Raw genomic sequence first — 26,373 nt, 5'->3', positions numbered from 1 at the left:
ACTTGCGCAGTGCTGAAGTTGGTCGTCCTCATCTCCGGCGGTGGCTCCAATCTCCGCGCGCTGCTCGAGGCGACGCGCGACGACCGCTTCCCCGCCCGCGTCGTGGCGGTCGGCAGCGACACCGACGCCGACGGCCTCCGGCACGCCGAGGCGCACGACGTCCCCTCCTTCACCGTCACGCCGGGCGCCTTCGCCTCCCGCGACGCCTGGGGCGCGGAGCTGCTCGAGCAGATCCAGGGCTGGCAGCCCGACCTCGTCGTCTGCGCCGGCTTCATGCGGATCCTCCCGCCCGTCGTCGTGGACGCGCTCAGCCCGCGGATGATCAACACGCATCCCGCGCTGCTGCCGCTCTTCCCCGGCGCGCACGCCGTCCGCGACGCCCTCGCCGCCGGCGCCACCGAGACGGGAGTGACGGTGCACGTCATCGATACCGGCGTCGACACCGGCCCGGTCATCGCCCAGGAGAGCCTCGCTGTGCTCCCCGGCGAGAGCGAGCACGCGCTGCACGAGCGCATCAAGACCATCGAGCGTCGCCTGCTGGTGCAGACGGTGCTCGACATCGCAAACGGAACCGTCGATCTCGAGGAGCTCGCCCGCGCATGAGCATCACCGCACACGACCCCAGCAGCTACGACGACCGCGACGTCGTCCCCGTCCGCCGGGCGCTGATCTCGGTCAGCGACAAGACCGGGCTGCTCGAGCTCGCCGCAGCGCTGGCCGGCGCCGGCGTCGAGCTGGTCTCCACCGGCTCGACCGCCGCGACCATCCGCGACGCGGGCCACGCCGTGACCGACGTCTCGGCGGTGACCGGCTTTCCGGAGTCGCTCGACGGCCGGGTGAAGACCCTGCACCCCGGCGTGCACGCGGGCATCCTCGCCGACGTCCGCCTCGCCTCGCACCGCGAGCAGCTCGAGCAGCTCGAGATCGCGCCGTTCGAGCTCGTCGTGGTGAACCTCTACCCGTTCCGCGAGACCGTCGCCGGCGGCGCCGACGCGGCGACCGTGGTCGAGAACATCGACATCGGCGGTCCCGCCCTCGTCCGCGCCTCGGCGAAGAACCACGCGAACGTGGCGATCGTCGTCGACCCGGCCGACTACTCCGGCATCGTCGCCGCGCTCGGCACCGGCGGCACGACCCTCGCCGCCCGCCGCACGCTCGCCGCGCGCGCCTTCGCGCACACCGCCTCGTACGACTCCGCCGTCGCCGCCTGGTTCGCCGGGCAGGAGGCGGGCGGCGAGTCCGAGTTCCCCGGCTCGGTCGAGATCCGCGGCACCCGGCAGCAGGTGCTCCGCTACGGCGAGAACTCGCACCAGAAGGCCGCGCTCTACGTCTCGCCCGACGGCACCGGCATCGCCCAGGCGCGCCAGCTGCACGGCAAGGAGATGTCGTACAACAACTTCGTCGACGCCGACGCGGCCGTCCGCGCGGCGTACGACTTCGTCCTCCCGGCCGTCGCGATCATCAAGCACGCCAACCCGTGCGGCATCGCCATCGCCGGCGCGAAGGCGATCGACCCGATCGCGTCCGCGCACCGCCGCGCCCACGAGTGCGACCCGGTGTCGGCCTTCGGCGGCGTCATCGCGGCGAACCGGACCGTCACCCTCGCGATGGCCGAGACGGTGAAGGAGATCTTCACCGAGGTCCTCGTCGCCCCCGGCTTCGAGCCGGAGGCGCTCGAGGTGCTGAAGACCAAGAAGAACCTGCGCCTGCTGCAGCTGCCCGACTTCTACGCCCCCGTCGAGACCGAGTTCAAGCAGATCTCCGGCGGCATCCTCCTGCAGCAGCCCGACCGCTTCATCGGCGGCCCCGGCGAGGTCAGCTCCGGCTGGGAGCTGGTCGCCGGCGAGCCCGCCGACGCCGACACCCTGCTCGACCTCGAGTTCGCCTGGAAGGCCTGCCGCGCCGTCAAGTCGAACGCGATCCTGCTCGCCAAGGGTGGCGCCTCCGTCGGCGTCGGCATGGGCCAGGTCAACCGCGTCGACTCCTGCCACCTCGCCGTCTCCCGCGCCGGCGACCGCGCCCCCGGCTCCGTCGCCGCCTCCGACGCGTTCTTCCCCTTCGCCGACGGCCTGGAGGTGCTCCTCACCGCCGGCGTGAAGGCCGTCGTCCAGCCCGGCGGCTCGGTCCGCGACCCCGAGGTCATCGAGGCCGCGAAGCGCGCCGGCGTCACCATGTACACGACGGGGGAGCGGCACTTCTTCCACTGAGCGCCGCAGGCGCTCAGTGGGCGCTCTTTTCCACGCCGCTCCCTGCGCGGCGTGGCGCGGTCGGCTTCTCGGGGTGGTGCGTTCCGCAGGGCGGGTCGCGTCGGCCGCCGCGGGAATCGCTTGGCACGCGATCCCCGCACGCGGCCTCTCCCGGCGCTGTCTTCCACGCCGCTCCTCGCGCGGCGTGGCGCGGTCGGCCTCCTGGGGTGGTGCGTTCCGCAGAGCGGGTCGCGTCGGCCGCCGCGGGAATCGCTTGGCACGCGATCCCCGCACGCGGCCTCTCCCTTTCGGGAGTCGGGGTCTGCTCACTCCACTCCTCAGAAGTTGCGGTAGTGGCACGCGACTACCGCAACATTCGCGGAGTCGGTGGGCTCCGGGTGCGGTGGGCCCGCTTCGCTCTCCAAGAGTTGCGGTAGTGGCGCGCGACTACCGCAACATTTGCGGAGTCGGTGGGCTCCGGGTGTGGTGGGCCCGCTCCGCTCTCGACTTCTGCGTACTCGTGGAGCGAGCCCGGCGGCGCGCCGCCACGCTTCAAAAGTTGCGGTAGTGGCACGCGACTACCGCAACATCTGAGGAGTCGGTGGGCTCCGGGTGCGGTGGGCCCGCTTCGCTCTCCAAAAGTTGCGGTAGTGGCGCGCGACTACCGCAACATTTGCGGAGTCGGTGGGCTCCGGGTGTGGTGGGCCCGCTCCGCTCTCGACTTCTGCGTACTCGTGGAGCGAGCCCGGCGCCGCGCCGCCATTCTTCAGAAGTTGCGGTAGTGGGGCGCGAGTACCGCAACTTGTGCGGAGTCGGCGGGCGGCGAGCGCGGGCCGGGTGCTCCACTCGCGGGAAGTTGCGGTAGTGGCGCGCGAGTACCGCAACTTTTGAGGAGTGGCGGGCGGTGGTGGGGGAGTGGCGGGGGGAGTGGCGGGGGAGCGGGCGCGGCGCGGCCGGGGGCCCGGCTCTCAGACGGCTGCGAGGGTCCGGCCAGGGGCGGCAGGGGTGCGGGCGCGTAAGGTCTGCGCGTGCCCTCCGACTCGACGCTCCGCGCGCCCACCGCCCCGACCACCGCGAACGCCCCGACCGTGGGGCGGCGCCTGCTGACGGCGCTCGCCGCCGCGGCGGCCACGGCGATCGCGGCCCACCTCGCCAACCTCCTCGCCTTCTTCATCGGCAACCAGTTGGCGCCGACGTCGATCCCGCAGGTCAACGCCTACTTCCTGCTCTCGAGCGTGCTCGCCTTCGTGGTGGTGCTCGTGCTCGCCGCGGCCGGGCTGCTCGCCCGCGCGTGGACGGCCGCGATCGCCGGACTCGTCGCAGGACTCGTCGGCGCCGTCTTCGGCACCCTCGTGCAGGCCAGCGCGACGGGCGACCCGATCACCGGCGCGGTCTGGTTCTCCATCGTGCAGACCTTCGGCGGGCTGAACCTCGTCTTCCTGCTCGCCTTCGTGACCGCCGCCGCGACCCTCGGCCACCGCATCGCCATCGCCTCGGCGGCCGCCCGCGCCACGACAGCCGCCACCGCCCGCCCGGAGCGCCGCATCGCCCTCATCCGGCAGCCCGCGGACGACCTCGACGCCGGCGAGCTCACCCACCTCGAGCGCGTCCCCGTCGACCGGGTGAAGGCGCTGCAGCAGTGGGAGGAGTACGTCGACGCACTCGAGGAGGCCGGCTGGGAGACCGTCCAGGTCGCGACGGCGCCCGAGCTGCCCGACTCGGTCTTCCTCGAGGACGCGCTGCTCGTCGTCGACGGGCACGCCGTCCTCACCCGCCCGGGCGCCGAGTCGCGCCGCGGCGAGGTCGACGGGGCGGAGGAGGCGGCCCGCGCCCTCGACCTGGTCGTGCACCGGATCGAGGCGCCCGGCACCCTGGAGGGCGGCGACGTGCTCCGCGTCGGCTCCACGGTCTACGTCGGCCGCGGCGGCCGCACCAACGCCGAGGGCGTCGCGCAGCTGCGGGCCCTGCTCCGCCCGCTCGGCCTGTCGGTCGTCGCGGTCCCGCTCACCCGTGCGCTGCACCTGAAGAGCGCCGTCACCGCCCTGCCCGACGGCACCGTGATCGGCTGGGAGAGCGTCGTCGACGAGCCGCGGCTCTTCCCCTCCTTCCTGCCGATGCCGGAGGAGGGCGGCGCGCACGTGGTCGTGCTCGCCCCGGACACGCTGCTGATGGCGGCCTCGGCGCCCCGGAGTGCGGCCCTGCTCCGCGACCTCGGCTACCGCGTCGTCACCGTCGACATCTCGGAGTTCGAGAAGCTCGAGGGCTGCGTCACCTGCCTGTCGGTGCGGGTGCGCTGAGCCGCGCGGGGGCCGCTCGCCGGAGACTTCCCGTACGGGTCCGCGCGGAGAACAGGGCTATCCCGACGATCCGCCACCGCGAGCTCCGAGCGGTGGACGCCGTCGCCCGACCGGGTATAGCCTTCAAGGCTGCCCAGAGCCCGCACCGGGCCGACGGCGTCCCCGCCCCACGAGTGCTCCCGCACCCGGAGGGCTCCGTCCTCCGTCGCGAAAGCTCCGCACCGTGCTCGCACACCCCACTCCGCCTGCCGCTCCGAAGCGCCCGAACACGCTCCGGACCCTGCTGCGCCTGGTCCCGTTCGTCGGCGACGCGCTCCCGCGCCTGGTCGGCGGCATCGCGATCGCGCTCGTGGCGAGCCTCGTCTCGCTCGCGATCCCGATCGTGCTGCAGCAGCTGGTCGACGGTCCGCTCGGCGACGGGGCGACCGCCGCCGGCTCCGGCGACCTCGGCCCGCTGATCGGCCCGGTCGTCGTCGTGCTCCTGCTCGGCGTGCTCGAGGCCGCCGCGATCGCCCTGCGCCGCCGGATGGTGCTCACCCCGAGCACGCGGGTCGAGGCGCGGATGCGCACCGCGCTCTACCGCCAGCTCCAGGACCTGCCCGTCTCGTTCCACGACCGCTGGCAGAGCGGGCAGCTGCTCTCGCGCGCCATGAGCGACCTCAGCCTCATCCGCCGCTGGATCGCCTTCGGCTTCGTGCTGCTGGTGGTCAACGCGCTGACGATCGTCGTCGGCTTCGGCGTGCTCGTCTACTGGAACCCGATCCTCGGCGCGCTGTTCGTGGCCTGCTCGATCCCGGTCTGGATCTACGGCTTCGCCTTCGAGAAGCGCTACTCCAGCATCGCGCGCCGCAGCCAGGACCAGGCGGGCGACCTCGCCACCACGGTCGAGCAGTCGGTGCACGGCATCCGCGTCCTCAAGGCCTTCGGCCGCCACCAGCACGCGCTCGCGGGCTTCGCCGATCAGGCGGAGAAGCTGCGCGGCACCGAGGTGGAGAAGGCGAAGGCCATCGCGGGAATCTGGGTGGTCCTGCTGCTCATCCCCGATATCGCCTTCGCGCTCTGCCTCCTCGCCGGCGTCTGGCTGGCCGCCGACGGGCAGCTCAGCGTCGGCGAGCTGTTCGCCTTCTTCGCCACCGCGACCGTGCTGCGCTGGCCGGTGGAGTCGATCGGCTTCCTGCTCTCGATGACGTTCGACGCCCGCACCGCCGTCGACCGCTACTTCGAGGTGATGGACAGCCGCAACACGATCACCGATCCGGAGTCGCCCGAGACGATCGCCCGGCCGCTCGGCCGCGTGCGGTTCCGCGACGTGCACTTCCGCTACCAGGACGCGCCCGAGCGCTTCGCCGACCTCCTCGACGGCGTCGACCTCGAGGTCGAGCCCGGCGAGACGATGGCGCTCGTCGGCCTGACCGGCTCCGGCAAGACGACGCTCACCGCGCTGCTGCCGCGCCTCTACGACGTGACCGGCGGCGCGATCGAGATCGACGGCGTCGACGTGCGGCACCTCCGCCGCGACGAGCTGCGCTCGCACGTCGGCATGGCCTTCGAGGACGCGACGCTCTTCTCCACCTCGGTGCGCGAGAACGTGCTCCTCGGCCGCCCGGACGCCTCCGAGGCGGAGCTGCTCGAGGCGCTCGAGATCGCGCAGGCCGACTTCGTGCATTCCCTGCCCAACGGCCTCGACACCACCGTCGGCGAGGAGGGGATGAGCCTCTCCGGCGGCCAGCGCCAGCGGCTCGCGCTCGCCCGCGCGATCGCCGCACGGCCCGCCGTCCTCGTCCTCGACGACCCGCTGTCGGCCCTCGACGTCGACACCGAGGCCCGGGTCGAGAAGGGCCTGCGCCGCGTGCTCGGCGACACCACCGCGCTCATCGTCGCCCACCGCCCGTCGACGGTCGCGCTCGCCGACCGCGTCGCCCTCCTCGAGGAGGGCCGCGTCACAGCGGTCGGCACCCACACCGAGCTGCTCGCCCGCAGCCCGCACTACCGCTTCGTCATCTCGAGCCTCGAGGAGGACGAGCTCGCCCGCCCGCGCGGCACCGAGCGCGTCGGCTCCCGCCCGCGCACCGACACCGGCATCGACACCGACACCACCGAGCTGGAGACCCGATCATGAGCACTCTCGGATCCACCGAGGAGCGCGACGACCTCACCCGCGCGGAGTCCGCCGCCCTGCGTCGGCGCTCGCTCGCACTGCTGGGGTCGCTGCTGCGCCCGCTGCGGCTGCGGCTGGTGCTGACGGCCGTCGTCGTGGTGATCTCGACCGCCGCGCAGGTCGCCGGGCCGGCGCTGATCGCGCTGGGCATCGACAACGGACTGCCGGCGATCCTCGACGGCGACGGGACCCCGCTCGTCCTCACCGTCATCGCCTACGTCCTGACGGGCGTTGTCGGCGCCGTGCTGGTCGCCTGGTACACCGTGCTCTCGGCGCGGGTGAGCCAGGCGATCCTGATCGACCTGCGCAAGCGCGTCTTCCTGCACACCCAGAAGCTGAGCCTCGAGTTCCACGAGAACTACACCTCCGGCCGGATCATCTCGCGGCAGACCAGCGACCTCGACTCGATCCGCGAGCTGCTCGACTCCGGCATCAACCAGCTGGTGCAGGGCGCCCTCTACATGGGCTTCGTCGCCATCGCGCTGGTCTCGCTCGACGGCGTCAGCGGCCTCGTGCTCGCCTGCGCCCTCGTGCCGCTCGCGATCCTGACCCGCTGGTTCCAGAAGCGCTCGCAGTCGCTCTTCCGCGGCACCCGAGTCGCGTCGTCCCGCCTGATCGTGCAGTTCGTCGAGACGATGACGGGCATCCGCGCCGTGCAGACGTTCCGCACCCAGGAGCGCAACGAGTCGGCGTTCGGCGTCGTCGTCGAGCGCTACCGCGTCGCCTACAAGAAGGTCTTCGGCGTCTTCGGCACCTTCGACCCCGGCCTGGTGCTGATCGGCAACGTCACGATGGCGGCCGTGCTCTTCTTCGGCGGGATGCGGGTGCTCGACGGCGGTCTCGAGATCGGCGCCCTGCTCGGCGTGCTGCTCTACACCCGGCGGTTCTTCGCGCCGGTGCAGGAGATGGCGATGTTCTACAACTCCTACCAGTCCGCCGCGGCCGCGCTCGAGAAGATCTCGGGCGTCCTGGCGGAGGAGCAGAGCGTGCCCGACCCGGCGCACCCCGTCGATCTGCGCGAGGCGCGCGGAGCCCTCGGCTTCGAGGGCGTCCGCTTCGCCTACACGACCGACCGCGAGGTCCTGCCGCGCTTCGACCTGCGGATCCCCGCCGGTCAGACCATCGCGCTGGTCGGCTCGACCGGCGCGGGCAAGTCGACGCTGGCGAAGCTCATCTCGCGGTTCTACGACCCGACCGACGGCGTGGTGACGCTGGACGGCGTCGACCTCCGGCAGCTGCACCCGAAGGACCTGCGCCGCGCGATCGTGATGGTGACCCAGGAGGCGTACCTCTTCTCCGGCTCGGTCGCCGACAACATCGCGATCGGCCGGCCCTCGGCCTCCTACGACGAGATCGTCGACGCGGCGAAGGCGGTCGGCGCGCACGCGTTCATCCAGGCGCTGCCGGACGGCTACGACACGGACGTGAACAAGCGCGGCGGGCGCGTCTCGGCGGGGCAGCGCCAGCTGATCTCGTTCGCGCGCGCCTTCCTGGCGGACCCGGCGGTGCTGATCCTCGACGAGGCGACCTCCTCGCTCGACATCCCGAGCGAGCGGTTGGTGCAGCTCGGTCTGCAGACGCTGCTCGCCGACCGGACCGCGGTGATCATCGCGCACCGGCTGTCGACGGTCGCGATCGCCGACCGGGTGCTCGTGATGGAGCACGGCCGCATCGTCGAGGACGGGACGCCGGAGGCGCTGATCGCGGGCGACGGCCGCTTCGCGACGCTGCACGCGGCCTGGCGGGACTCCCTGGTCTGAGCCGGAGGGCCCGCCGCCGCGGTCAGGGCGTCCAGCGCGCGGCGCCGACGTCCACCCGGTAGCCGCTCGGCGTCGTGACGAGCGGGGTGCCCTCGCGCGCGTAGTGCTCGCGGGCGCGCTCCTCGTGTCCCGCAGCGGGAGCGCCGCCGGAGCGGACGACCCGCCACCAGGCGACGTCGGAGCCGTAGCGCGCGAGCACGGTGCCGACGGCGCGCGCGGCGCGGGTGCCGAGCACCGCGGCGATCTCGCCGTAGGCCATCACGCGGCCCGGCGGGATCGCGTCGACGACGGCGAGGACCGCGGAGACGAAGTCGGCGGGGTCCGCCGGTCCGTCCTCGGGACGTGCGCTCAGAGCTTCAGCGCCCCGATGTTCTCGCCGTACGGCGTCTCGCCGATGACCTCGAAGCCGATCCAGCGGAAGAACTGCTCGGGACCGTCGGCGCCCGACTCCCAGATCACGGTGAGGGTGTCGAAGCCGCGGGCACGCGCCTCCTCGGCGGCGGCGCGAACGGCGAAGGTGCCGACGCCGCGGCCCTGCTTGGCCGCGTCGATGTTGATCCGCCAGATGCAGCTGCGGAACTCCTCGGGCGCCTGCGGGTCGAAGTGCGCGTGGATGAAGCCGACCAGCTCGTCGCCGTCGAGGATCGCCCGCTGCCAGGCGGCGCCGGGGTCGATCACGGCGGCGGCCGCGGAGTAGGACTCGGGAGCGACGAACTGCTCCTGACCCGGTTTGAGGCTCAGCCCGTTCACGGCGGAGATGTTCGCGGCCGACAGCTCTTCCAGGCGGAGGTCACTCATGCCGCCCAATCTAGCGGCCCGGCCGGACGGCGGTCATCCTCCTCTCGGACGACCGACGCGTTCCGCAGGGTGCGAGAGTCGGCCCTGCGCAGAACTGTCTCGACATCGAGATACTTCGGGCCTCGGGTAGGCTGGTCGAGGCCGTCTGGAGCGGCCGCGGAGCCACCCGTCCCTCGCAGCAGCGGGGCGGTGCAACGAGACCCTGGGAGTGCAATGTCGAAGATCAAGGTTGAAGGAACGGTCGTCGAGCTCGACGGCGACGAGATGACGCGGATCATCTGGCAGAAGATCAAAAACACCCTGATCCACCCGTACCTCGACGTGAACCTCGAGTACTACGACCTCGGCATGGAGTACCGCGACCAGACCGACGACCAGGTCACGATCGACGCCGCCCACGCCATCCAGAAGCACGGCGTCGGCGTCAAGTGCGCGACCATCACGCCCGACGAGGCGCGCGTCGAGGAGTTCGGCCTGAAGAAGATGTGGAAGTCGCCCAACGGCACCATCCGCAACATCCTCGGCGGCGTCATCTTCCGCGAGCCGATCATCATCTCGAACATCCCGCGCCTGGTGCCCGGCTGGAACAAGCCGATCATCATCGGCCGCCACGCCTTCGGCGACCAGTACCGCGCCACCGACTTCGTCTTCAAGGGCAAGGGCACGCTCACCGTCGAGTTCACGCCCGACGACGGCTCCGAGCCGATGAAGTTCGAGGTCTACAAGGCCCCCGACGACGGCATCGCGCAGGTCCAGTACAACCAGGACTCGTCGATCCGCGACTTCGCGCGCTCCTCGCTCAACTACGGCCTGACCCGCAACTACCCGGTCTACCTCTCCACGAAGAACACGATCCTCAAGGCCTACGACGGCCGGTTCAAGGACATCTTCGAGGAGATCTTCGAGACCGAGTTCAAGGAGCGCTTCGAGGCCGCCGGCCTCACCTACGAGCACCGCCTCATCGACGACATGGTCGCCTCGGCCATGAAGTGGGAGGGCGGCTACGTCTGGGCCTGCAAGAACTACGACGGCGACGTCCAGTCCGACACCGTCGCGCAGGGCTTCGGCTCGCTCGGCCTGATGACCTCGGTCCTCTCCACCCCCGACGGCAGCGTCGTCGAGGCGGAGGCGGCGCACGGCACCGTCACGCGCCACTACCGCCAGCACCAGGCCGGCAAGCCCACCTCGACGAACCCGATCGCCTCGATCTACGCCTGGACGCGCGGCCTCGCGCACCGCGGCAAGCTCGACGGCAACCAGGAGCTCATCGACTTCTCGCTGACCCTCGAGGACGTCGTCATCAAGACGGTCGAGTCCGGCAGCATGACGAAGGACCTCGCGCTCCTCGTCGGCCCCGACCAGGCCTGGCAGACGACCGAGGAGTTCCTCGCGACGCTCGACGAGAACCTCAAGGCGCGCATGGCGGGCTGACCTCCGCCCTTCGGCCCGACCTCGGGCTCGCACGAACGGCTCCGGCTCGCGGGAATCCTCGGATTCCGCGAGCCGGAGCCGTTTCCGCGTGCCGGAGCCGCGGTGGCGGTCGGTACCGCCGTCAGAGCATTCGCGCCAGCTGCTCCATCGCCGCCCGGGGGTCGTCGCCGACCGGCATGAGCACCGTGCTGGCCGCTCCGGCCGCGTGCAGCTCGTCGATCCGGGCGCGGGCGGTCTCCGGCGTCCCCACCACGGCGAGGCGGTCGACCCACCCGTCCGGCAGATCGCGGACGAAGGCGGCGCGGTCGGCGCTCCGGGCGCGCAGCTGCGCGAACTCCTCGGCGAAGGGCAGCGGCTCGATGTGCGGCGCCCAGTCCGGCTCGCCGATCCACTCCAGTCCGGGGCGCACGGCGGCGCGGACCTCTGCGGCGTCGTCCGAGACGGCGGCCACGTTGTACGCCACGACGCGACCGGGTGTGCCCATCTGCTCGCGGGCGCGGGCGAGGTACTCCGGAGCGACCGGCTCGGCGAGGATCGCGCCGTCGGCGATGCGCCCGGCCAGCTCGAGCGAGCGCGGCCCGCGCACCCCGGCCAGCAGCGGCGGCACGCTCTGCGGCGGCGATTCGAGCCGCAGGCCGTCGACGTGCACGTAGCGCCCGTCGCGGGTCACCTCCTCGCCGGCGAGCAGTGCGCGGATCGCGTCGAACTGCTCGGAGAGGAGGGTCAGCGGGCTCTTCGGCCAGACCCCGAGTCCGCGCATCCAGACCGGCATGCCGTGACCGATGCCCGCGTGGACACGGTCGGGGAAGAGCTCGGCGAGGGTGCCGAGCTCCATCGCGGTGAAGGCGGCGGTGCGGACGGCGGCCGGCAGGATGCCGATGCCGACGACGATCCGCTCGGTCGCGGCGAGCACGGCCGCGGCCTGGGCGATCCCGCCGCGGAAGCCGAGGTCCTCCACGACCCACAGCTCGTCGAAGCCGAGCTCCTCGGCGCGCCGGGCGTAGGGCAGGACCTGGGCGGCGGGGAGATCGCGGGGGAGCAGGACGCCGACGGCGGCGTCGGGGTTCGGAGTGCGCATCCCGCCAGCGTAGGACCGCTGGGCTCGCGTCCCCGAAATGGGGGCAGGCGGATCCCCGCGAATCGGACGCCGCTGTCCCCCGAAAGAGGACTTCGTTACCTGTTCGTAACAGAGCCGGGCGATCCAGTTCGTAGGGTCGACTCTGTGCGAGAACCGATCCGGTTCTCAGCAACTGTGAGTAAAGGACATCGTTTGCCGCTCCACTTGTCCCACCGTCCACCCGTCCGCCGCGCTGAGAAGCGCATCCTCGCCGGCCTCGCCGCCCTCGGCATCGCCGCCTCCGGCGCCTTCGCCGTCTCGGGTGCCTCGGCCGCCCCTCTCGTCGGCGGGGCCGCCCTCGTCGGCGGACTCTCCTCGCTCCAGACCTTCGACGACGGCGAGTACGTCGTCACGCTCGTCGAGCCGTCCGCCGCGACCTACGAGGGCACCGACGCCCGCTTCGCCCGGACCGCTCCGGACGCCGGCGCTCAGCTGCAGGCCCGCTCGGCTCCGGTCGAGGACTACTCCGCGCACCTCGAGCAGCGGCAGGACGATGTCGCCGCCGCCGTCGACGCCGCAATCGGCTACCACTACACGGTCGCCCTGAACGGCTTCTCCGCCTCGCTCACGGGCGCGCAGGCGAGCACGCTCGCCGGCCGCAAGGACGTCGCGCAGGTGCGCGAGGTCGAGGATCTGAAGCTCGACCGGGCCGCCGCATCGACCGCTCCGGCCCCCACTGCCGCTGCCCCCGCCGCGGGCATCCCCGTCCCCGACACCGGTCAGGAGTCGTCCACGAGCTTCCTCGGCCTGGACGGCGACGGCGGAGTCTGGGACACCGTCGGCGGTGTCGAGAAGGCGGGCGAGGGCATCGTCGTCGGAGTCATCGACTCCGGCATCGCGCCCGAGAACCCGTCGTTCGCGGGTGCTCCGCTCGCGACCTCCGCGGGTGCCGCTCCCTACACCGACGGCACGACCGTCAGCTACGCCAAGTCCGACGGCACCACCTTCGTCGGCTCCTGCTCGCCCGGCCTCGCCGCGTCCGAGCAGTGGGACGGCGGCGAGTGCAACCAGAAGCTGATCGGCGCGCGCTGGTTCCTCGGCGCGAACGAGAAGGCCGGCTCGACGGACAACCCCGAGTACCGCTCCCCGCGCGACGCGGACGGCCACGGCTCGCACACCGCGAGCACGGCGGCCGGCAACGCCGGCGTCGAGGCGTCGGTGGACGGCTACGACTACGGCACCATCTCGGGTGTCGCGCCCGCCGCGAAGGTCGCCGCCTACAAGGTCTGCTGGAACGGCGACGTGAACGGCACCGACGACGACGACTACTGCTCCGGCAGCGGCATTCTGGCCGCGATCAACGCGGCGGTCGCCGACGGCGTCGACGTGATCAACTTCTCGATCGGCGGCGGTTCCGCCGTCTCGACGCTGACCCCCTACGACGAGGCGTTCCTGAACGCCGCGGCCGCGGGTGTCTTCGTGGCCGCCTCGGCCGGCAACTCCGGCCCCGGCGTCTCGACCCTCGACCACGCCTCGCCCTGGTACACCACGGTCGCCGCCTCCTCGATCCCGACCTACACCGCCACCGCCACCCTCGGTGACGGCCAGGCCTTCGTGGGCGGATCGATCAGCGTGCACGACGACGTCACCGGTCCGCTCGTGAACAGCGCCGACGTGGTCGTCGCCGGGACCGAGGACCCCGACATCTGCGCGCCGGGCTCGCTCGACGCGGCGAAGGTCGCCGGGACGATCGTCGCCTGCACCGCGGGCGTCACCGCGCGCGTCTCCAAGTCGGCCGAGGTCGAGCGGGCCGGGGGCATCGGCATGCTGCTGCTGAACCCGTTCCCGAACGCGCTGCACGTGGACGACCACTCGGTCCCGAGCATCCAGATCGACTCGCAGGCCTACGACGCGATCACCGCGTACGCCGGCACCGCCGGTGCGACGGCCACGCTGACCGAGGGCAACTCGACCGGCACCGACATCCCGGTGCCGCAGGTCGCGGGCTTCTCCTCGCGCGGTCCCGCCGAGGCGGACGGCACGGACGTGCTCAAGCCCGACCTCACGGCGCCCGGCGTCGCGATCCTCGCCGACAGCTTCAACGCCGAGGGCGACGACCCCGCCTTCGCGTTCGAGTCCGGCACGTCGATGTCCTCCCCGCACATCGCGGGCCTCGCCGCCCTCATCCTCGGCACGACCCCGAACGCCTCGCCGTCCGCGGTCAAGTCGGCGATGATGACGACCTCCTACGACAGCGTCGACCAGTCGGGCGCCGCGTCCGAGGACGTCTTCGCGCAGGGCGCCGGGCACGTCGACCCGACCGCGTTCCTCGACCCCGGACTGCTCTACGAGAGCGGCACGAGCGACTGGATCGCGTTCCTCAAGGGCGCCGGCTACGTCTTCGCCGACCCCGAGCTCGAGGCGGTCGAGGCGATCGACCCGTCCGACCTCAACCAGGCCTCGATCGCGATCGGCGCCCTGGCCGGGACCCAGACGGTCACCCGCACGGTGACCTCGACCGAGGCCGGCAGCTACACCGCCGCCCTCGACATCCCGGGAGTCGACGCCGTCGTCTCGCCGTCGACGCTCTCCTTCACGGGGGCGGGCCAGACCGCCGAGTACACGGTGACCTTCACGAGGACGGACGCCGAGCTCGCCGAGTTCGCGACCGGCTACCTCACCTGGTCGAGCGCCGAGCACGAGGTGCGCAGCCCCGTGGCCGTGCGCCCCGTCCTGCTCGACGCGCCGTACGAGGTGTCGGGCTCCGGTTCGACCGGCTCGACGAGCGTCGAGATCGTCCCCGGCATCGACGGCGCCCTGCCGCTGACGCCGAGCGGTCTCGCGGTGGGCGTGCTCGCCGAGGACGCGACCGCGGCCGACGGCCACACCGGCACGTTGCCCGAGGGCGAGACGTTCGAGACGACCGTCACCGTCCCCGAGGGCACCGAGTTCGCCCGGTTCGACCTCGACTCGCTCGACGACACCGCCGACCTCGACCTGACGGTCTCGCGGATCGTCGACGGGAAGCCGGTCGCCGTGGCGGCCAGCGCGACGGGCTCGGCCGACGAGCGGGTCGACCTGGCCGCCCCCGAGGCCGGCAGCTACCTGCTCTCGGCGGACATCTACGCGGTGGGCGCGGAGCCGGAGGCGACCTTCGACCTCCGGACCTTCCTCATCGCGGCGGAGGGTGGCGTGGGCTCGCTGAGCACCGCGCCCGAGACCGTCGACGCCGTCCTGGGCCAGCCGACGAGCTACTCCGTCTCGTGGACCGGCCTCGCCGGCCCGGCGCAGTACCTCGGCAGCATCGCCTACGCCGACTCGGGTCTCGCGACCCTGGTCAGCGTGGACGTGACGGAGGCGGCGACGCCGGCTCCGACCGGGACGCCGACCGCCGGACCGACGGCCGAGCCGACCGCGACGCCGACGGCGGGACCGACGGCGACGCCGGCTCCGACCGGAACGCCGACTGCCGGACCGACCGCGCCTCCCGCGCCGACCTCGACGCCCACCGCCGGACCGGGCGCGCCCGGCCACGGCTCGGGCGGCCTGCCGTCCACCGGTTTCGGCGGCGGACTGCTGGGAGCCGGCGCCCTGGCGCTGATCGGCGCCGGAGCCGTGCTGACGGGTCTGCGTCGCCGCGCGCTCGCGCAGCGTGAGGCGGGCGCGGCGGAGTAGCCTCCGCCACCCGTCGCCACGGCCGTCCCGCTCGCCCCTCCGGGGGCGGCGGGGCGGCCGTCGCTCGTCGCACCGGGATCTCGATACGCCCGCTGCGCGGGCTACTCGATCAGCAGGGTGGGACGCCGTCGTCTGCTGAGCCGCAGCGCCCCTGCATGCTGGTCGAGTAGCCCCGGAGGGGCGTATCGAGACCCTCCGTTGCCAGCAGGGTGGTCTGCAGGCTCGGGTTCTGACGGTGGTGGATCTCGATACGCCCGCTGCGCGGGCTACTCGATCAGCATGAGGTGCCCGCTCCGCGGGCTCCGCGATCAGCAAGGGGCGCCCGCTGCGCGGGCCGCTCGATCAGCAGGGCCGGCTCGCTCCGCGCCGTCAGCTCAGCGAGCGGCGTCCGGAGATCACGCCGGACACCACGGCGACGACGCCGAAGACGATCGCGACGATCGGCTGGCCGAGGTCGAGCCAGGCGAGGGCGGCGGCGCCCATGATCAGCAGCTCGATCAGCGAGCGGCCGTAGACGTCGATCGCGAGCACCGCGCGGGGCGAGAGGAACAGCGCCCAGAGCAGGATCGCCAGCACCGGGGCGCCGACGCCGAAGACGATGCTCCACGGCAGGTCGAAGGACAGGAAGCCCCACAGCCCGAGGCTGACGAACGCGAACAGCTCGAGGACGAGGCGCAGCACGTCGTTCGGCCCGACCTTCGGATCGGTCCGTGCTCTGCCCGCTGTCGCTCGATTCACGCGGACCATCGTATCCGCCCGCGGTGACTCGCCCGAGAGGGCTCGTTCTCCCGCCCGCCGAGCAGCCGTTCCGGGCGACTCGACGCCGCGGGCGGGAGCGGCGCGGGGTCAGTGGAAGATGATGGTGCGGGCGCCGTCCAGGAGCACGCGGTCCTCCGCGAACCACTTCACGGCCTGGGTGAGCGTTCGGCTCTCCTCGTCCTGCCCGATCGCCACCAGCTGCGCGGGGGAGTGCGAGTGATCCACCCGCACCACGTTCTGCTCGATGATCGGGCCCTCGTCGAGGTCGCTCGTCACGAAGTGCGCGGTCGCGCCGATCAGCTTCACCCCGCGGGCGTGCGCCTGCTTGTAGGGGTTCGCGCCCTTGAAGCCGGGCAGGAAGGAGTGGTGGATGTTGATCGCGCGGCCGGCCAGGCGCGCGCAGAGCTCGGGGGAGAGGATCTGCATGTAGCGAGCGAGGACGACGAGCTCGACGTCGTGCTCCTCGACGACCTCGACGACGCGCTCCTCGAAGGCGCGCTTGGTCTCGGGCGAGGTGACGGCGCGCGACTCGAACGGCACCCCGTAGAAGCCGGCCAGGTCCTCGAGTGTGCCGTGGTTGGACAGGATCAGCGGGACGTCGATGGCGAGCTGCCCGGCGCGCTGGCGGAAGAGCAGGTCGTTCACGCAGTGCCCCGCGGTCGAGGCGAGCAGGAGCGTGCGCAGCGGGCGGCCGACGACGTCGAGCCGCCAGGTCATGCCGTAGTGCTCGGTGACCGGGAGCAGCGCCCGCTCGAACTCGTCGCGGGTGACGGGCGACTGCACCTGCAGGCGCATGAAGAACCGCCCGGTGTCGGCGCTGGAGAACTGCTGGCTCTCGGTGATGTTGCCGCGGGCCTGGACCACCGCTCCCGAGACCGCGTGCACGATGCCGGGCAGGTCGGGGCAGGCGAAGGTGAGCGTCCAGTGGTTGCCCGGACCGCCGTCGGAGCCGCCGATCGCCGCAGCGGCGGCGGTGCGGTCGGAAGCGGGCGCGGCGGAGTCGGTCTGCATCCGCTCAGGATATCGGCCGTCCGTTGCTACACTGGCCGCGTCGCGACTGGCGTTCGGATGGGTGACCATCAGGGAGCGGCACCCTCTCCGGAGACCTCTTCCGGACACTTTTCCTGCCGCTCGCCTGGGCCGGAACGGATACCGTTGTTCTGCGTGCCCGAGCGTGCCTCGTCGCCTCGCGGACGCCATCCGTTTCGCAGCCAAGGAGCGCCCGTGTCCTCTTCTCCCGCCTCGAGCACCGCCAGCACCGGTGTCTCGGCCTCGTTCAACGAGCCCGTCTCCGTCGTCGATCCCGAGATCGCCGCCGTCCTGCAGCAGGAGCTCGACCGCCAGCGCGGCTACCTCGAGATGATCGCGAGCGAGAACTTCGTGCCGCGCGCGATCCTCGAGTCGCAGGGCTCGGTCCTCACCAACAAGTACGCCGAGGGCTACCCCGGCCGCCGCTACTACGGCGGCTGCGAGTACGTCGACGTCGCCGAGCAGCTCGCGATCGACCGCGCGAAGGCCCTCTTCGGCGCCGAGTTCGCGAACGTGCAGCCGCACTCCGGCGCAACGGCCAACGCGGCGGCGCTCGCCGCCCTCGTCCAGCCCGGCGACACCATCCTCGGCCTCGAGCTCGCGCACGGCGGTCACCTCACCCACGGGATGAAGCTCAACTTCTCGGGCAAGCTCTACAACGCCACGGCGTACGGAGTCGACCCGCAGACCTTCCGCATCGACATGGACGCGGTCCGCGAGAAGGCCCTCGAGGTCCGCCCGCAGGTCCTCATCGCCGGCTGGTCGGCCTACCCGCGCCACCTCGACTTCGAGGCGTTCCGCGCGATCGCCGACGAGGTCGGCGCCAAGCTCTGGGTCGACATGGCCCACTTCGCCGGACTCGTCGCCGCGGGCCTGCACCCCTCGCCCGTCCCGCACGCCGACGTGGTGACCACGACCGTGCACAAGACTCTCGCGGGCCCGCGCTCCGGTCTCATCCTCGCGAAGCAGGAGTACGCCAAGAAGCTCAACTCCGCCGTCTTCCCGGGCCAGCAGGGCGGGCCGCTCATGCACGTCATCGCCGCCAAGGCCACCGCGTTCAAGCTCGCTGGGGAGCAGGAGTTCGCCGACCGCCAGGCGCGGACCATCCGCGGCGCGCAGATCCTCGCCGAGCGCCTGACGGCCGCCGACTCGAAGGCGGAGGGCATCGACGTGCTCACCGGCGGCACCGACGTGCACCTCGTGCTCGCCGACCTCCGGAACTCCCCGCTCGACGGCAAGCAGGCGGAGGACCGCCTGCACGAGGTCGGCATCACGGTCAACCGCAACGCGGTGCCGTTCGACCCGCGCCCGCCGATGGTCACCTCGGGCCTGCGGATCGGCACGCCGGCGCTCGCGACCCGCGGCTTCGGCGACGCCGAGTTCACTGTCGTGGCCGACGTGATCGCGGAGGCGCTCAAGCCCTCGGCCGACCTCGAGGCGCTGCGCGCCCGGGTCAAGGGGCTCACGGACGACTTCCCGCTCTACCCGGGGCTGTAGGCCGCACCGCCCCTTCCGGGCGTCACCGCGCTCGGCGGGGTCGGGAGCGCCGAGCGCGCCTCCGGACCCGGCCGAGCGCTACTGCACGACAGGCGCGGGAGCGCCGACGAACGAGGAGTTCCACGATGACGGCACAGGTACTCGACGGCGTCGCGACCGCCGCGACGGTCAAGGCGGAGATCGCCGAGCGCGTGGCGGTGCTGCGCGAGAAGGGCGTCGTGCCCGGGCTCGGCACGCTGCTGGTCGGCGACGACCCGGCCTCGCGCTCCTACGTCGCGGGCAAGCACCGCGACTGCGCGGAGGTGGGGATCGAGTCGATCCGCGTCGATCTGCCGGCCACGGCGTCGGCCGAGGACATCCGCGCGGCGATCCGGCAGCTCAACGAGTCGGACTCGGTGACCGGCTACATCATCCAGCTGCCGCTGCCGAAGGGCATCGACGAGAACGCGATGCTCGAGCTGATGGATCCGGACAAGGACGCCGACGGGCTGCACCCGACGAATCTCGGCCGACTGGTGCTGGGGGTCGAGGGCGAGCTCGACAGCCCGCTGCCCTGCACGCCGAACGGCATCGTCGAGATGCTGAAGCGCTACGAGATCCCGATCTCGGGGAAGCACGTCGTCGTCGTCGGGCGCGGTCTCACGGTCGGGCGGCCGCTCGGGCTGCTGCTGACGCGCAAGGGGCTCGATGCGACGGTGACGCTGACGCACTCGCGGACCACGGATCTCGCTGCGGAGGTGCGGCGGGCGGACATCGTGGTCGCGGCCGTGGGCGTTCCGGGGCTGATCGCGGCGGACTGGGTGAAGCCGGGGGCGGCGGTGCTCGATGTGGGGATCACGCGGGTCGAGAATCCGGAGACGGGGAAGGCGAAGCTGACGGGCGACGTCGCTCCCGGGGTGGCCGAGGTCGCGGGGTGGCTGTCGCCGGTGCCGGGCGGAGTCGGGCCGATGACGCGGGCGATGCTGATCCACAACGTGGTGGGGGCGGCGGAGCGGGCTCTTCGCTCGTGAGTCGTCGGGGCTCCTTGCTGCTGGCGTTCTGACGGTGGGAGGGGCGACGGACGGCAGAGGGGGCGCGCCCTGCGGGCGGCGCGGTGCGGAGTCCGGGTTGAAGGGACCAGAGGTGTGGGCGGACCTCGGGGGTCAGGAGTGGAAGTGGACCTCGTCGCCGGGGGTCAGGTGGGCCAGGGTGTCGAGGGAGGGCGAAGTGACGACGGCGAGGACGGGGTAGCCGCCCGTTGTGGGATGGTCGGGGCCGAAGAGGACGGGGAGGCCTGAGGGCGGGAGCTGGATCGAGCCGTGGACGAGGCCCTCGCTGGGGAGCTCGGGGGTGTCGCCTGTGGGGAGGGGGGTGCCGGCGAGGCGGAGGCCGATGCGGTCGGCGGAGGGGCTCAGGTGCCAGGGGCCGGTGAGGAGGCGCTGCCACGTGCCGGGGGGCAGGAGGTCGAGGCGGGGGCCGGGGTGGATGCGCAGGACCGGGTCCTGCGGTGGGTCGAAGGGCCACCAGTCGGGGTGGAGGACCTCGCCGGCGGGGGAGCCGACGGCGAGCAGGTCGCCGGGGCGGAGGGGGGCCGGACCGAGGGCGGAGAGGGTGTCGCGGGAGCGGGAGCCGAGGACGGGTGGCGCGTCGATGCCGCCGCGGATGCCGAGGGTGCGGCGCAGGCCCGCCGTCAGGGGGCCGAGTCGCAGGATCGAACCCGCGGGCGCGAGTGTCGGCAGGACTCGGGCGAGGGCTGCGCCGTCGAGGGTCGCGGCTCCGGCGGCGCCGGTGAGGCTGATCCAGGCGGCGGTCTCGAAGCGGGCGGTGAAGCCGGCGCCGAGCAGTTCGAGGGCGGCCGCGTCCCGGGCGTTGCCGAGCAGGCGGTTCGCGAGGCGGAGGGCGCCGCGGTCCATCGCGCCGGAGGGGCCGACGCCGACGGCGGCGTGGCCGGGGCGGCCTTCGTCCTCGACGAGGGCGAGCGGGCCGGGGTCGAGGATGCGTAGGCTCACGGCAGCGCCAGGAAGCGGACTTCGTCGCCGGGGGCGAGCAGGGCGGGCGGCAGGCGCTCGGTGTCCCAGAGGACGGTGTCGGTCGAGCCGATCAGCTGCCAGCCGCCGGGGGAGGCGCGCGGGTAGACGCCGGAGTAGCCGGCTGCGAGAGCGACCGCTCCGGCGGGGACGCCGGTGCGCGGCTCGGCACGGCGGGCCACCTCCGGCCAGGGGGCGAGCGCGACGAGATAGGCGAAGCCGGGGGCGAAGCCGCCGAAGGCCGCGCGCCACGGGGTCGTCGTGTGGCGGTGGATCAGCTCGGCGGTACTCCAGCCGAGGGCGCTCGCCGTCTCGGCGAGGTCGGCGCCGTCGTAGCGGACGGTGATCTCGTGCCGTCGGCCGATCGCGGCCGGGCCGGCGGGGTCCGTGGCGGACGCCGTCCGCGTGATCCAGCGGGACGCCTCGGCAACCGGCAGTGCGCTGTCCAGCACGACGAGGACGGTCTGCGCGGCGGGGACCAGGTCGAGGACGCCGGCGGGGCGGAATCGGTCGAGCGCCGCTGCCAGCGCGAGCGCCTCGTCGAGGCCGTCGACCTCGGCCAGGACGGCACGGTCGCCCGAGGGCAGCAGGCGCACCGGGATCACGGCGCGGCGCTCGCCAGGGCGACGCCCGCCTCCGCGAGTGCGGCGCGCACGGCCTCCGCCATCGCGACGGCGCCCGGGGTGTCGCCGTGCACGCAGAGGGAGTCGACGGCGAGGCGCAGGTCCTCGCCGGAGGCCGCGGTCACTCTCCCCTCGAGGACCATGCGGACGGCGCGGGCGGCGACGGCCGCCGGGTCTGTCAGGAGATCCCCCGGTTCGCCGCGGGGCACCAGTGAGCCGTCGGCGCGGTAGCCGCGGTCGACGAAGGCCTCGCGCAGGAACGGCAGGCCGGCGCTCGCCGCGGCGCGCTCGACGGCGGAGGAGGCGAGCCCGAGGAGGGGGAGTCCGGGGGCCGCATCTCGGATCGCGCCGACCACCGCCTCCGCCTGCTGCTCGTCGTGGACGATGCGGTTGTAGAGGGCGCCGTGCGGCTTCACGTAGCGCACCTCCGTGCCGGCGGCCCGCGCGACCGCCTGCAGGGCGCCGAGCTGGTAGACGACGTCGGCGTGCAGCTCGGCCGGGTCGACGGGCAGGTCGCGGCGGCCGAAGCCGGCGAGGTCGCGGTAGGCGACGTGGGCGCCGATCGCCACGCCGCGCTCGGCGGCGGTGCGGCAGGTGGCGAGCATGATCGAGGGGTCACCGGCGTGGAAACCGCAGGCGACGTTGGCGCTCGTGACGATCCGGAGCATCGCGTCGTCGTCGCCGAGCGACCACACGCCGAAGCCCTCACCGAGGTCGGCGTTCAGGTCGATCGTCCTCCGCATCCTCCGAGCCTACGGGCGGCGTCCAGCCGGGGCTCGCTAGCGTAGGCAGACGCGCTCGCGTTCCCACCCCCTCCGGACCACCGCTCGAGCGCGCCCCCACGAAGGAGAACCCATGCTGACCGTCAACGCCTACGCCGCACCCTCCGCCACCGAGCCGCTCGTCCCCACCACGATCGAGCGCCGCGACGTCGGAGCGCACGACGTCCTCATCGAGATCGCCTACTCGGGCATCTGCCACTCCGACATCCACACCGTCCGCGGCGAGTGGGGACCCGTCCAGTACCCGCTCACCGTCGGCCACGAGATCGTCGGCGTCGTCGCCGAGGTCGGCTCCGAGGTGTCCAAGCACAAGGTCGGCGACCGCGTCGGCGTCGGCTGCATGGTCAACTCCTGCCGCGAGTGCGAGAACTGCCTCGCCGGCGAGGAGCAGTACTGCCTGAAGGGCAACACCGGCACCTACGCCTCCGTCGACCGCGACGGCACCGTGACCCAGGGCGGCTACTCCACCCACGTCGTGGTCGTCGAGGACTTCGTGCTCCGCGTCCCGGAGTCGATCCCCTACGAGGCCGCCGCGCCGCTGCTCTGCGCCGGCATCACGACCTACTCGCCCCTCTCGCACTGGGAGGCGGGCCCCGGCAAGCGGGTCGCCGTCGTCGGCCTCGGCGGACTCGGCCACATGGCCGTCAAGTTCGCGCACGCGATGGGCGCCGAGGTCACGGTGCTCTCGCAGTCGCTGAGCAAGAAGGAGGACGGCCTGCGTCTCGGCGCCGACCACTACTACGCGACGAAGGACGAGGAGACGTTCTCGACGCTCGCGAACACCTTCGACATCATCATCAACACGGTCAGCGCACCGCTCGACCTGGACGCCTACCTCGGCCTCCTGCGCCGCAACGGCACGATGGTGAACGTCGGCGCTCCGGCCGAGGCCCTGCCGCTGCACGTGTTCACGCTGTTCGGCGCCCGCCGCTCCTTCGCGGGCTCGGGTATCGGCGGCATCCGCGAGACCCAGGAGATGCTCGACTTCTGCGCTGAGAAGGGCATCGCGAGCGAGGTCGAGGTCGTCTCGGCGTCGCAGATCAACGAGGCCTACGAGCGCGTGCTCGCCTCGGACGTGCGCTACCGCTTCGTCATCGACATCGCGACGCTCACGAAGTAGAGGTTCCACCGGCCGCGGGGTCGGCTACGGTCGTTCGCATGAGCGAGCGCAGCCACCCCGCGGTCGACCGCGTCCTGGCCGATCTCGAGGTGCACGGAGTGCGGCCGCCGGTCCGCTGGCTCGACGAGGCGGCGTCGACGGCGGCGCTCGCCGCGGCCGCCCTCGGCATCGAGGTCGGACAGATCGCGAACTCGCTGATCTTCCTCCTCGACGGGTCGCCGCTGCTGGTGCTCACCAGCGGCGCGCACCGCGTCGACACCGAGTGGCTGGGCGCCGAGCTCGGCGGGACGATCACCCGCGCCTCGGCCTCGGCCGTCAAGGCGGCGACGGGCCAGACCATCGGGGGAGTCGCGCCGGTCGGTCACCCCGCCTCGCTGCGCACCGTCGTCGACACCGCCCTGGCCGAGTACGACACCGTGTGGGCGGCCGCCGGCCATGCGCACACCGTCTACCCGACGACCGCCGCCGAGCTCGTCCGCGTCACCGGAGGCGCGCTGCGCCCGGTCGTCCCGCCCGCGTAGCCCTCCGGCCCCGCGGATCGAGCGGCGAAGCCGCTTCGCGTCTCGGTGGTGAGGGAAAGGACGCGCCGCGCCCCTTTCATGCTGGTCGAGTAGCCCCGCAGGGGCGTATCGAGACCCACCGTCCTCAGCAGGGCGGGTCTGCAGACTCGCGTTCTGAGGGTGGTGGATCTCGATACGCCCGCTGCGCGGGCTACTCGATCAGCATGTCTGCGGGCGTCTCTTCCAAGGCGATCCGAGGGTCAGCGGGCGCGGCCCGCTCCGTCGGCCGCCGTCACGAGGAAGAGCTCGGGCGTGCGGAAGCCCTTCTCGGCGAAGGCGGCGAGGACCGCCGCGCGGACCTCCTCCTCCTTCTCGACGGGGGTGAGCGCGATGGCGGAGCCGCCGAAGCCGCCGCCCGTCATCCGCGCGCCGATCGCGCCGGCGCCCCGGGAGGCCTCGACCGCGGTGTCGAGCTCGGGGATCGAGATCTCGAAGTCGTCGCGGAGCGAGACGTGGCCGGCGTCGAGGAGCTCGCCGATCGCGCGCGGCCCCTGCTCGCGGAGGGTGCGGACGGTGGTGAGGACGCGGGCGTCCTCCGTCACCACGTGCTTCACGCGGCGGTAGGTCACGTCGTCGAGGAGCTCCTGGGCGCGGGGCAGATCGTCGACCGACAGCTCGCGCAGCGACTCCACGCCCAGCGTCGACGCGCCGAGCTCGCAGGACGCGCGGCGCTCGGCGTAGCCGCCGGTGGCGTGCGCGTGCTCGACCCGGGTGTCGATGACGAGGAGCACCAGCCCGGCCTCCTCGAAGCCGAGGGGCACGACCTCGGTGTCCAGGCTCCGGCAGTCGAGGAAGACGGCCGCGTCGCGCTCGCCGAACAGCGAGGCGGACTCGTCCATGATCCCGGTCGGAGCGCCGACGGCCACGTTCTCGGCGCGGCGGCCCACGCGGGCGAGCGTCGCCCGGTCGAGGCCGAGCTCCCAGAGCTCGTTCAGCGCGACGGCCATCGCGCACATCAGCGCGGCCGAGCTGGAGAGCCCGGCGCCCACCGGCACGTCGGAGTCGACGAAGGCGTCGAAGCCCGAGCGCGTGTCGAGGTCGACGCCGTACTCGGTGAGCGCCCAGACGACGCCGAGCGGATAGGCGGACCAGCCGTCGAGCGCGTCCGGCCCGAGGTCGTCCAGCGAGATCTCGACGTGCTCGGGCGAGAAGGCGCTCGAGATCCGGACGATCCGGTCCTGCCGCGGCGCGACCGCCATCGCGGTGGCGCGGTCGATCGCGAACGGGAACACGAAGCCGTCGTTGTAGTCGGTGTGCTCGCCGATCAGGTTGACCCGGCCGGGTCCGGCCCAGACGCCGGCGGCCGGGTGGCCGTAGGCCCGCTCGAAGTCCTGCGCGGCGCGCTCGGCGACGGCGGCGAGGGAGGCGGAGGTGGTCATCGGGGGTTCTCCTCGGGGGTGGTGTCGGCGGCGGGGAGCGACGCGTCGGGGTTCGCGGCCGTCTCGGCGGCCAGGGTCGCGGCGTCGGCGCGCGCGATCGCCTCGCGCAGGGCGGCCGCGCTCGTCTCGGGAGCGATGTCGCCGATCCAGGCGCCCATCGCCGCCTCGCTGCCGGCCAGGTACTTGAGCTTGGTGGCGGCGCGGCGCGGCGAGGTGATCTGCAGCATGAGCCGCACCTCGTCGCGTCGCTCGTGCACCGGTGCCTGGTGCCAGGCGGAGATGTAGGGGGTGGGCGAGTCGTAGAGCGCGTCGATCCCGCGCAGGAGCCGCTGGTAGACCACGGCGAGCTCGTCGCGCTCCTCGGGCGTCGTCTCGCTGATGTCGGCGACGTGGCGGTGCGGCAGCACGTGCACCTCGATGGGCCAGCGCGCGGCGAACGGCACGAAGGCGGTCCAGTGCTCGCCGCGGACGAGCACGCGCTCGCCGGCCTGCTCGAAGGCGAGGATGTCGGCGAACATCCCGGGGCCGTAGGCGTCGAGCGAGGCGAGCAGCCGCGTCGTGCGCGGGGTGACGTACGGGTAGGAGTAGATCTGGCCGTGCGGGTGGTGCAGGGTGACGCCGATGGCCTCTCCGCGGTTCTCGAACGGGAAGACCTGCTGCACGCCGGGCAGCGCCGACAGCGCGGCGACGCGGTCGGCCCACGCCTCCACGACCGTGCGGGCCCGCGAGGCGGAGAGGGTCGCGAACGAGCCCTCGTGCTCGGGGCTGAAGCAGACGACCTCGCAGCGGCCGACGCTCGTCAGCGTCCGGCCGAGGCCGAGGGTGCGCAGGTCCTCGAGCGAGGCGGGCGCCTCCTCGTCCTCGAGCAGCGGCCCGAACGACGGCGACCGGTTCTCGAAGACGGCGACGTCGTAGACGCTCGGCACCTCCGACGGGTTGGTCGGCGAGGCCGGGGCCAGCGGATCGAGCTCGGCCGGCGGCAGGAAGACGCGGTTCTGCCGGGAGGCGGCGATCGACACCCACTCGCCGGTGAGGACGTCCTGGCGCATGCGCGCGGTCGCGGGACGGGGATCGAGCTCGCGGGCATCGGCCGAGCGCTCGGGAGGAAGGGACGTGTCCGCGTCATCGAAGTAGATGAGGTCGCGGCCGTCGGCGAGGACGTGCGGGCGCTTGACGACGCCGGCGGAGAGGGGGATCGCTTCGTTCATGGCAGCGTCCACGATAGACCGCGGCCTTCGGAAAGGAAAGATCGGTTT

Annotated in this window: 21 protein-coding genes; 11 read left to right on the top strand and 10 right to left on the bottom strand. The window is 72.8% G+C overall.

Annotated features, from left to right (window positions below; genetic code table 11):
* Positions 1–9: 9 nt before the first annotated feature.
* The 5 genes from purN to HQQ86_RS04495 all read left to right on the top strand — a co-directional run bounded on the left by purN (position 10) and on the right by HQQ86_RS04495 (position 8,401).
* Positions 10–603 carry a phosphoribosylglycinamide formyltransferase gene (gene purN, locus HQQ86_RS04515; protein WP_173286807.1) on the top strand — a complete coding sequence of 198 codons (594 nt, stop codon included), beginning with the start codon at positions 10–12 and terminating at the stop codon, positions 601–603.
* On the top strand, positions 600–2,207 hold the full coding sequence (gene purH / locus HQQ86_RS04510; protein WP_173286805.1) for a bifunctional phosphoribosylaminoimidazolecarboxamide formyltransferase/IMP cyclohydrolase: 1,608 nt from the start codon (positions 600–602) through the stop codon (positions 2,205–2,207). Before purN ends, purH begins: the two co-directional genes overlap by 4 nt.
* Positions 2,208–3,214: 1,007 nt before the next feature.
* Entirely contained in the window at positions 3,215–4,483 is a 1,269-nt protein-coding gene (gene ddaH / locus HQQ86_RS21655; protein ID WP_367948546.1) for a dimethylargininase, read from the top strand.
* A gap of 223 nt (positions 4,484–4,706) precedes the next feature.
* A complete protein-coding gene (locus HQQ86_RS04500) occupies positions 4,707–6,602 on the top strand; it encodes an ABC transporter ATP-binding protein (protein ID WP_173286803.1) in 1,896 nt (631 codons plus the stop codon).
* Positions 6,599–8,401, top strand: coding sequence for an ABC transporter ATP-binding protein (locus tag HQQ86_RS04495; RefSeq protein ID WP_173286801.1), 1,803 nt, complete (start codon positions 6,599–6,601; stop codon positions 8,399–8,401). Before HQQ86_RS04500 ends, HQQ86_RS04495 begins: the two co-directional genes overlap by 4 nt.
* A gap of 22 nt (positions 8,402–8,423) precedes the next feature.
* On the opposite strand, the gene HQQ86_RS04490 is transcribed toward HQQ86_RS04495, so the two are convergent.
* Together HQQ86_RS04490 and HQQ86_RS04485 are read right to left on the bottom strand one after the other, a co-directional pair.
* Positions 8,424–8,753, bottom strand: a complete 330-nt coding sequence (locus HQQ86_RS04490) for an MGMT family protein (RefSeq protein ID WP_173287511.1) — start codon at positions 8,751–8,753, stop codon at positions 8,424–8,426.
* A complete protein-coding gene (locus HQQ86_RS04485) occupies positions 8,750–9,199 on the bottom strand; it encodes a GNAT family N-acetyltransferase (RefSeq protein WP_173286799.1) in 450 nt (149 codons plus the stop codon). Before HQQ86_RS04485 ends, HQQ86_RS04490 begins: the two co-directional genes overlap by 4 nt.
* A gap of 213 nt (positions 9,200–9,412) precedes the next feature.
* Between HQQ86_RS04485 and HQQ86_RS04480 the strand changes: the two genes are divergently transcribed.
* Positions 9,413–10,630 (top strand): NADP-dependent isocitrate dehydrogenase, encoded by a 1,218-nt coding sequence (locus tag HQQ86_RS04480; protein ID WP_173286797.1) that lies wholly within the window; start codon positions 9,413–9,415, stop codon positions 10,628–10,630.
* Positions 10,631–10,751: 121 nt separating this feature from the next.
* Here the strand turns inward: HQQ86_RS04480 and HQQ86_RS04475 are convergent, their stop codons facing one another.
* A complete protein-coding gene (locus HQQ86_RS04475; RefSeq protein WP_173286795.1) occupies positions 10,752–11,708 on the bottom strand; it encodes an LLM class flavin-dependent oxidoreductase in 957 nt (318 codons plus the stop codon).
* Positions 11,709–11,900: 192 nt separating this feature from the next.
* Between HQQ86_RS04475 and HQQ86_RS04470 the strand changes: the two genes are divergently transcribed.
* Positions 11,901–15,362, top strand: a complete 3,462-nt coding sequence (locus HQQ86_RS04470) for a S8 family serine peptidase (RefSeq protein WP_173286793.1) — start codon at positions 11,901–11,903, stop codon at positions 15,360–15,362.
* Positions 15,363–15,731: 369 nt separating this feature from the next.
* On the opposite strand, the gene HQQ86_RS04465 is transcribed toward HQQ86_RS04470, so the two are convergent.
* Together HQQ86_RS04465 and purU are read right to left on the bottom strand one after the other, a co-directional pair.
* Positions 15,732–16,100, bottom strand: coding sequence for a YrdB family protein (locus tag HQQ86_RS04465; RefSeq protein ID WP_367948545.1), 369 nt, complete (start codon positions 16,098–16,100; stop codon positions 15,732–15,734).
* A gap of 108 nt (positions 16,101–16,208) precedes the next feature.
* The gene (gene purU / locus HQQ86_RS04460; RefSeq protein WP_173286789.1) at positions 16,209–17,132 is read right to left on the bottom strand and encodes a formyltetrahydrofolate deformylase; all 924 of its coding nucleotides are present in this window, start codon (positions 17,130–17,132) and stop codon (positions 16,209–16,211) included.
* Between the two features lie 213 nt (positions 17,133–17,345).
* On the opposite strand from purU, the gene glyA reads away from it, so the two are divergent.
* A complete protein-coding gene (gene glyA, locus HQQ86_RS04455; protein ID WP_167306143.1) occupies positions 17,346–18,647 on the top strand; it encodes a serine hydroxymethyltransferase in 1,302 nt (433 codons plus the stop codon).
* 125 nt (positions 18,648–18,772) lie between these two features.
* Entirely contained in the window at positions 18,773–19,657 is an 885-nt protein-coding gene (locus tag HQQ86_RS04450) for a bifunctional methylenetetrahydrofolate dehydrogenase/methenyltetrahydrofolate cyclohydrolase (protein WP_173286787.1), read from the top strand.
* 132 nt (positions 19,658–19,789) lie between these two features.
* Here HQQ86_RS04450 and HQQ86_RS04445 read toward each other — a convergent pair whose 3' ends face one another.
* From HQQ86_RS04445 to HQQ86_RS04435, 3 genes are read right to left on the bottom strand one after another with little or no spacing between them, the layout of a single operon-like run.
* Positions 19,790–20,635: a biotin-dependent carboxyltransferase family protein gene (locus tag HQQ86_RS04445; RefSeq protein WP_367948544.1), complete on the bottom strand. Its 846-nt coding sequence runs from the start codon at positions 20,633–20,635 to the stop codon at positions 19,790–19,792.
* Entirely contained in the window at positions 20,632–21,258 is a 627-nt protein-coding gene (locus tag HQQ86_RS04440) for an allophanate hydrolase subunit 1 (protein WP_367948543.1), read from the bottom strand. Before HQQ86_RS04440 ends, HQQ86_RS04445 begins: the two co-directional genes overlap by 4 nt.
* Positions 21,255–22,019: a LamB/YcsF family protein gene (locus tag HQQ86_RS04435; protein WP_173286785.1), complete on the bottom strand. Its 765-nt coding sequence runs from the start codon at positions 22,017–22,019 to the stop codon at positions 21,255–21,257. Before HQQ86_RS04435 ends, HQQ86_RS04440 begins: the two co-directional genes overlap by 4 nt.
* A 112-nt stretch (positions 22,020–22,131) precedes the next feature.
* On the opposite strand from HQQ86_RS04435, the gene HQQ86_RS04430 reads away from it, so the two are divergent.
* Together HQQ86_RS04430 and HQQ86_RS04425 are read left to right on the top strand one after the other, a co-directional pair.
* On the top strand, positions 22,132–23,178 hold the full coding sequence (locus HQQ86_RS04430; protein ID WP_173286783.1) for an NAD(P)-dependent alcohol dehydrogenase: 1,047 nt from the start codon (positions 22,132–22,134) through the stop codon (positions 23,176–23,178).
* A 38-nt stretch (positions 23,179–23,216) separates the two neighbouring features.
* Positions 23,217–23,699, top strand: a complete 483-nt coding sequence (locus HQQ86_RS04425) for a YbaK/EbsC family protein (protein WP_173286781.1) — start codon at positions 23,217–23,219, stop codon at positions 23,697–23,699.
* Between the two features lie 239 nt (positions 23,700–23,938).
* On the opposite strand, the gene galK is transcribed toward HQQ86_RS04425, so the two are convergent.
* Positions 23,939–25,117, bottom strand: a complete 1,179-nt coding sequence (gene galK / locus HQQ86_RS04420) for a galactokinase (protein ID WP_173286779.1) — start codon at positions 25,115–25,117, stop codon at positions 23,939–23,941.
* On the bottom strand, positions 25,114–26,325 hold the full coding sequence (gene galT, locus HQQ86_RS04415; RefSeq protein ID WP_173286777.1) for a galactose-1-phosphate uridylyltransferase: 1,212 nt from the start codon (positions 26,323–26,325) through the stop codon (positions 25,114–25,116). Before galT ends, galK begins: the two co-directional genes overlap by 4 nt.
* Between the last annotated feature and the right edge of the window lie 48 nt (positions 26,326–26,373).

The organism is Rathayibacter sp. VKM Ac-2857, assembly GCF_013205025.1.
Classification (GTDB): Bacteria; Actinomycetota; Actinomycetes; order Actinomycetales; family Microbacteriaceae; genus Rathayibacter.
Note: the sequence above shows the minus strand (reverse complement) of the source record. Positions and strands in the feature narration are given on the sequence as shown.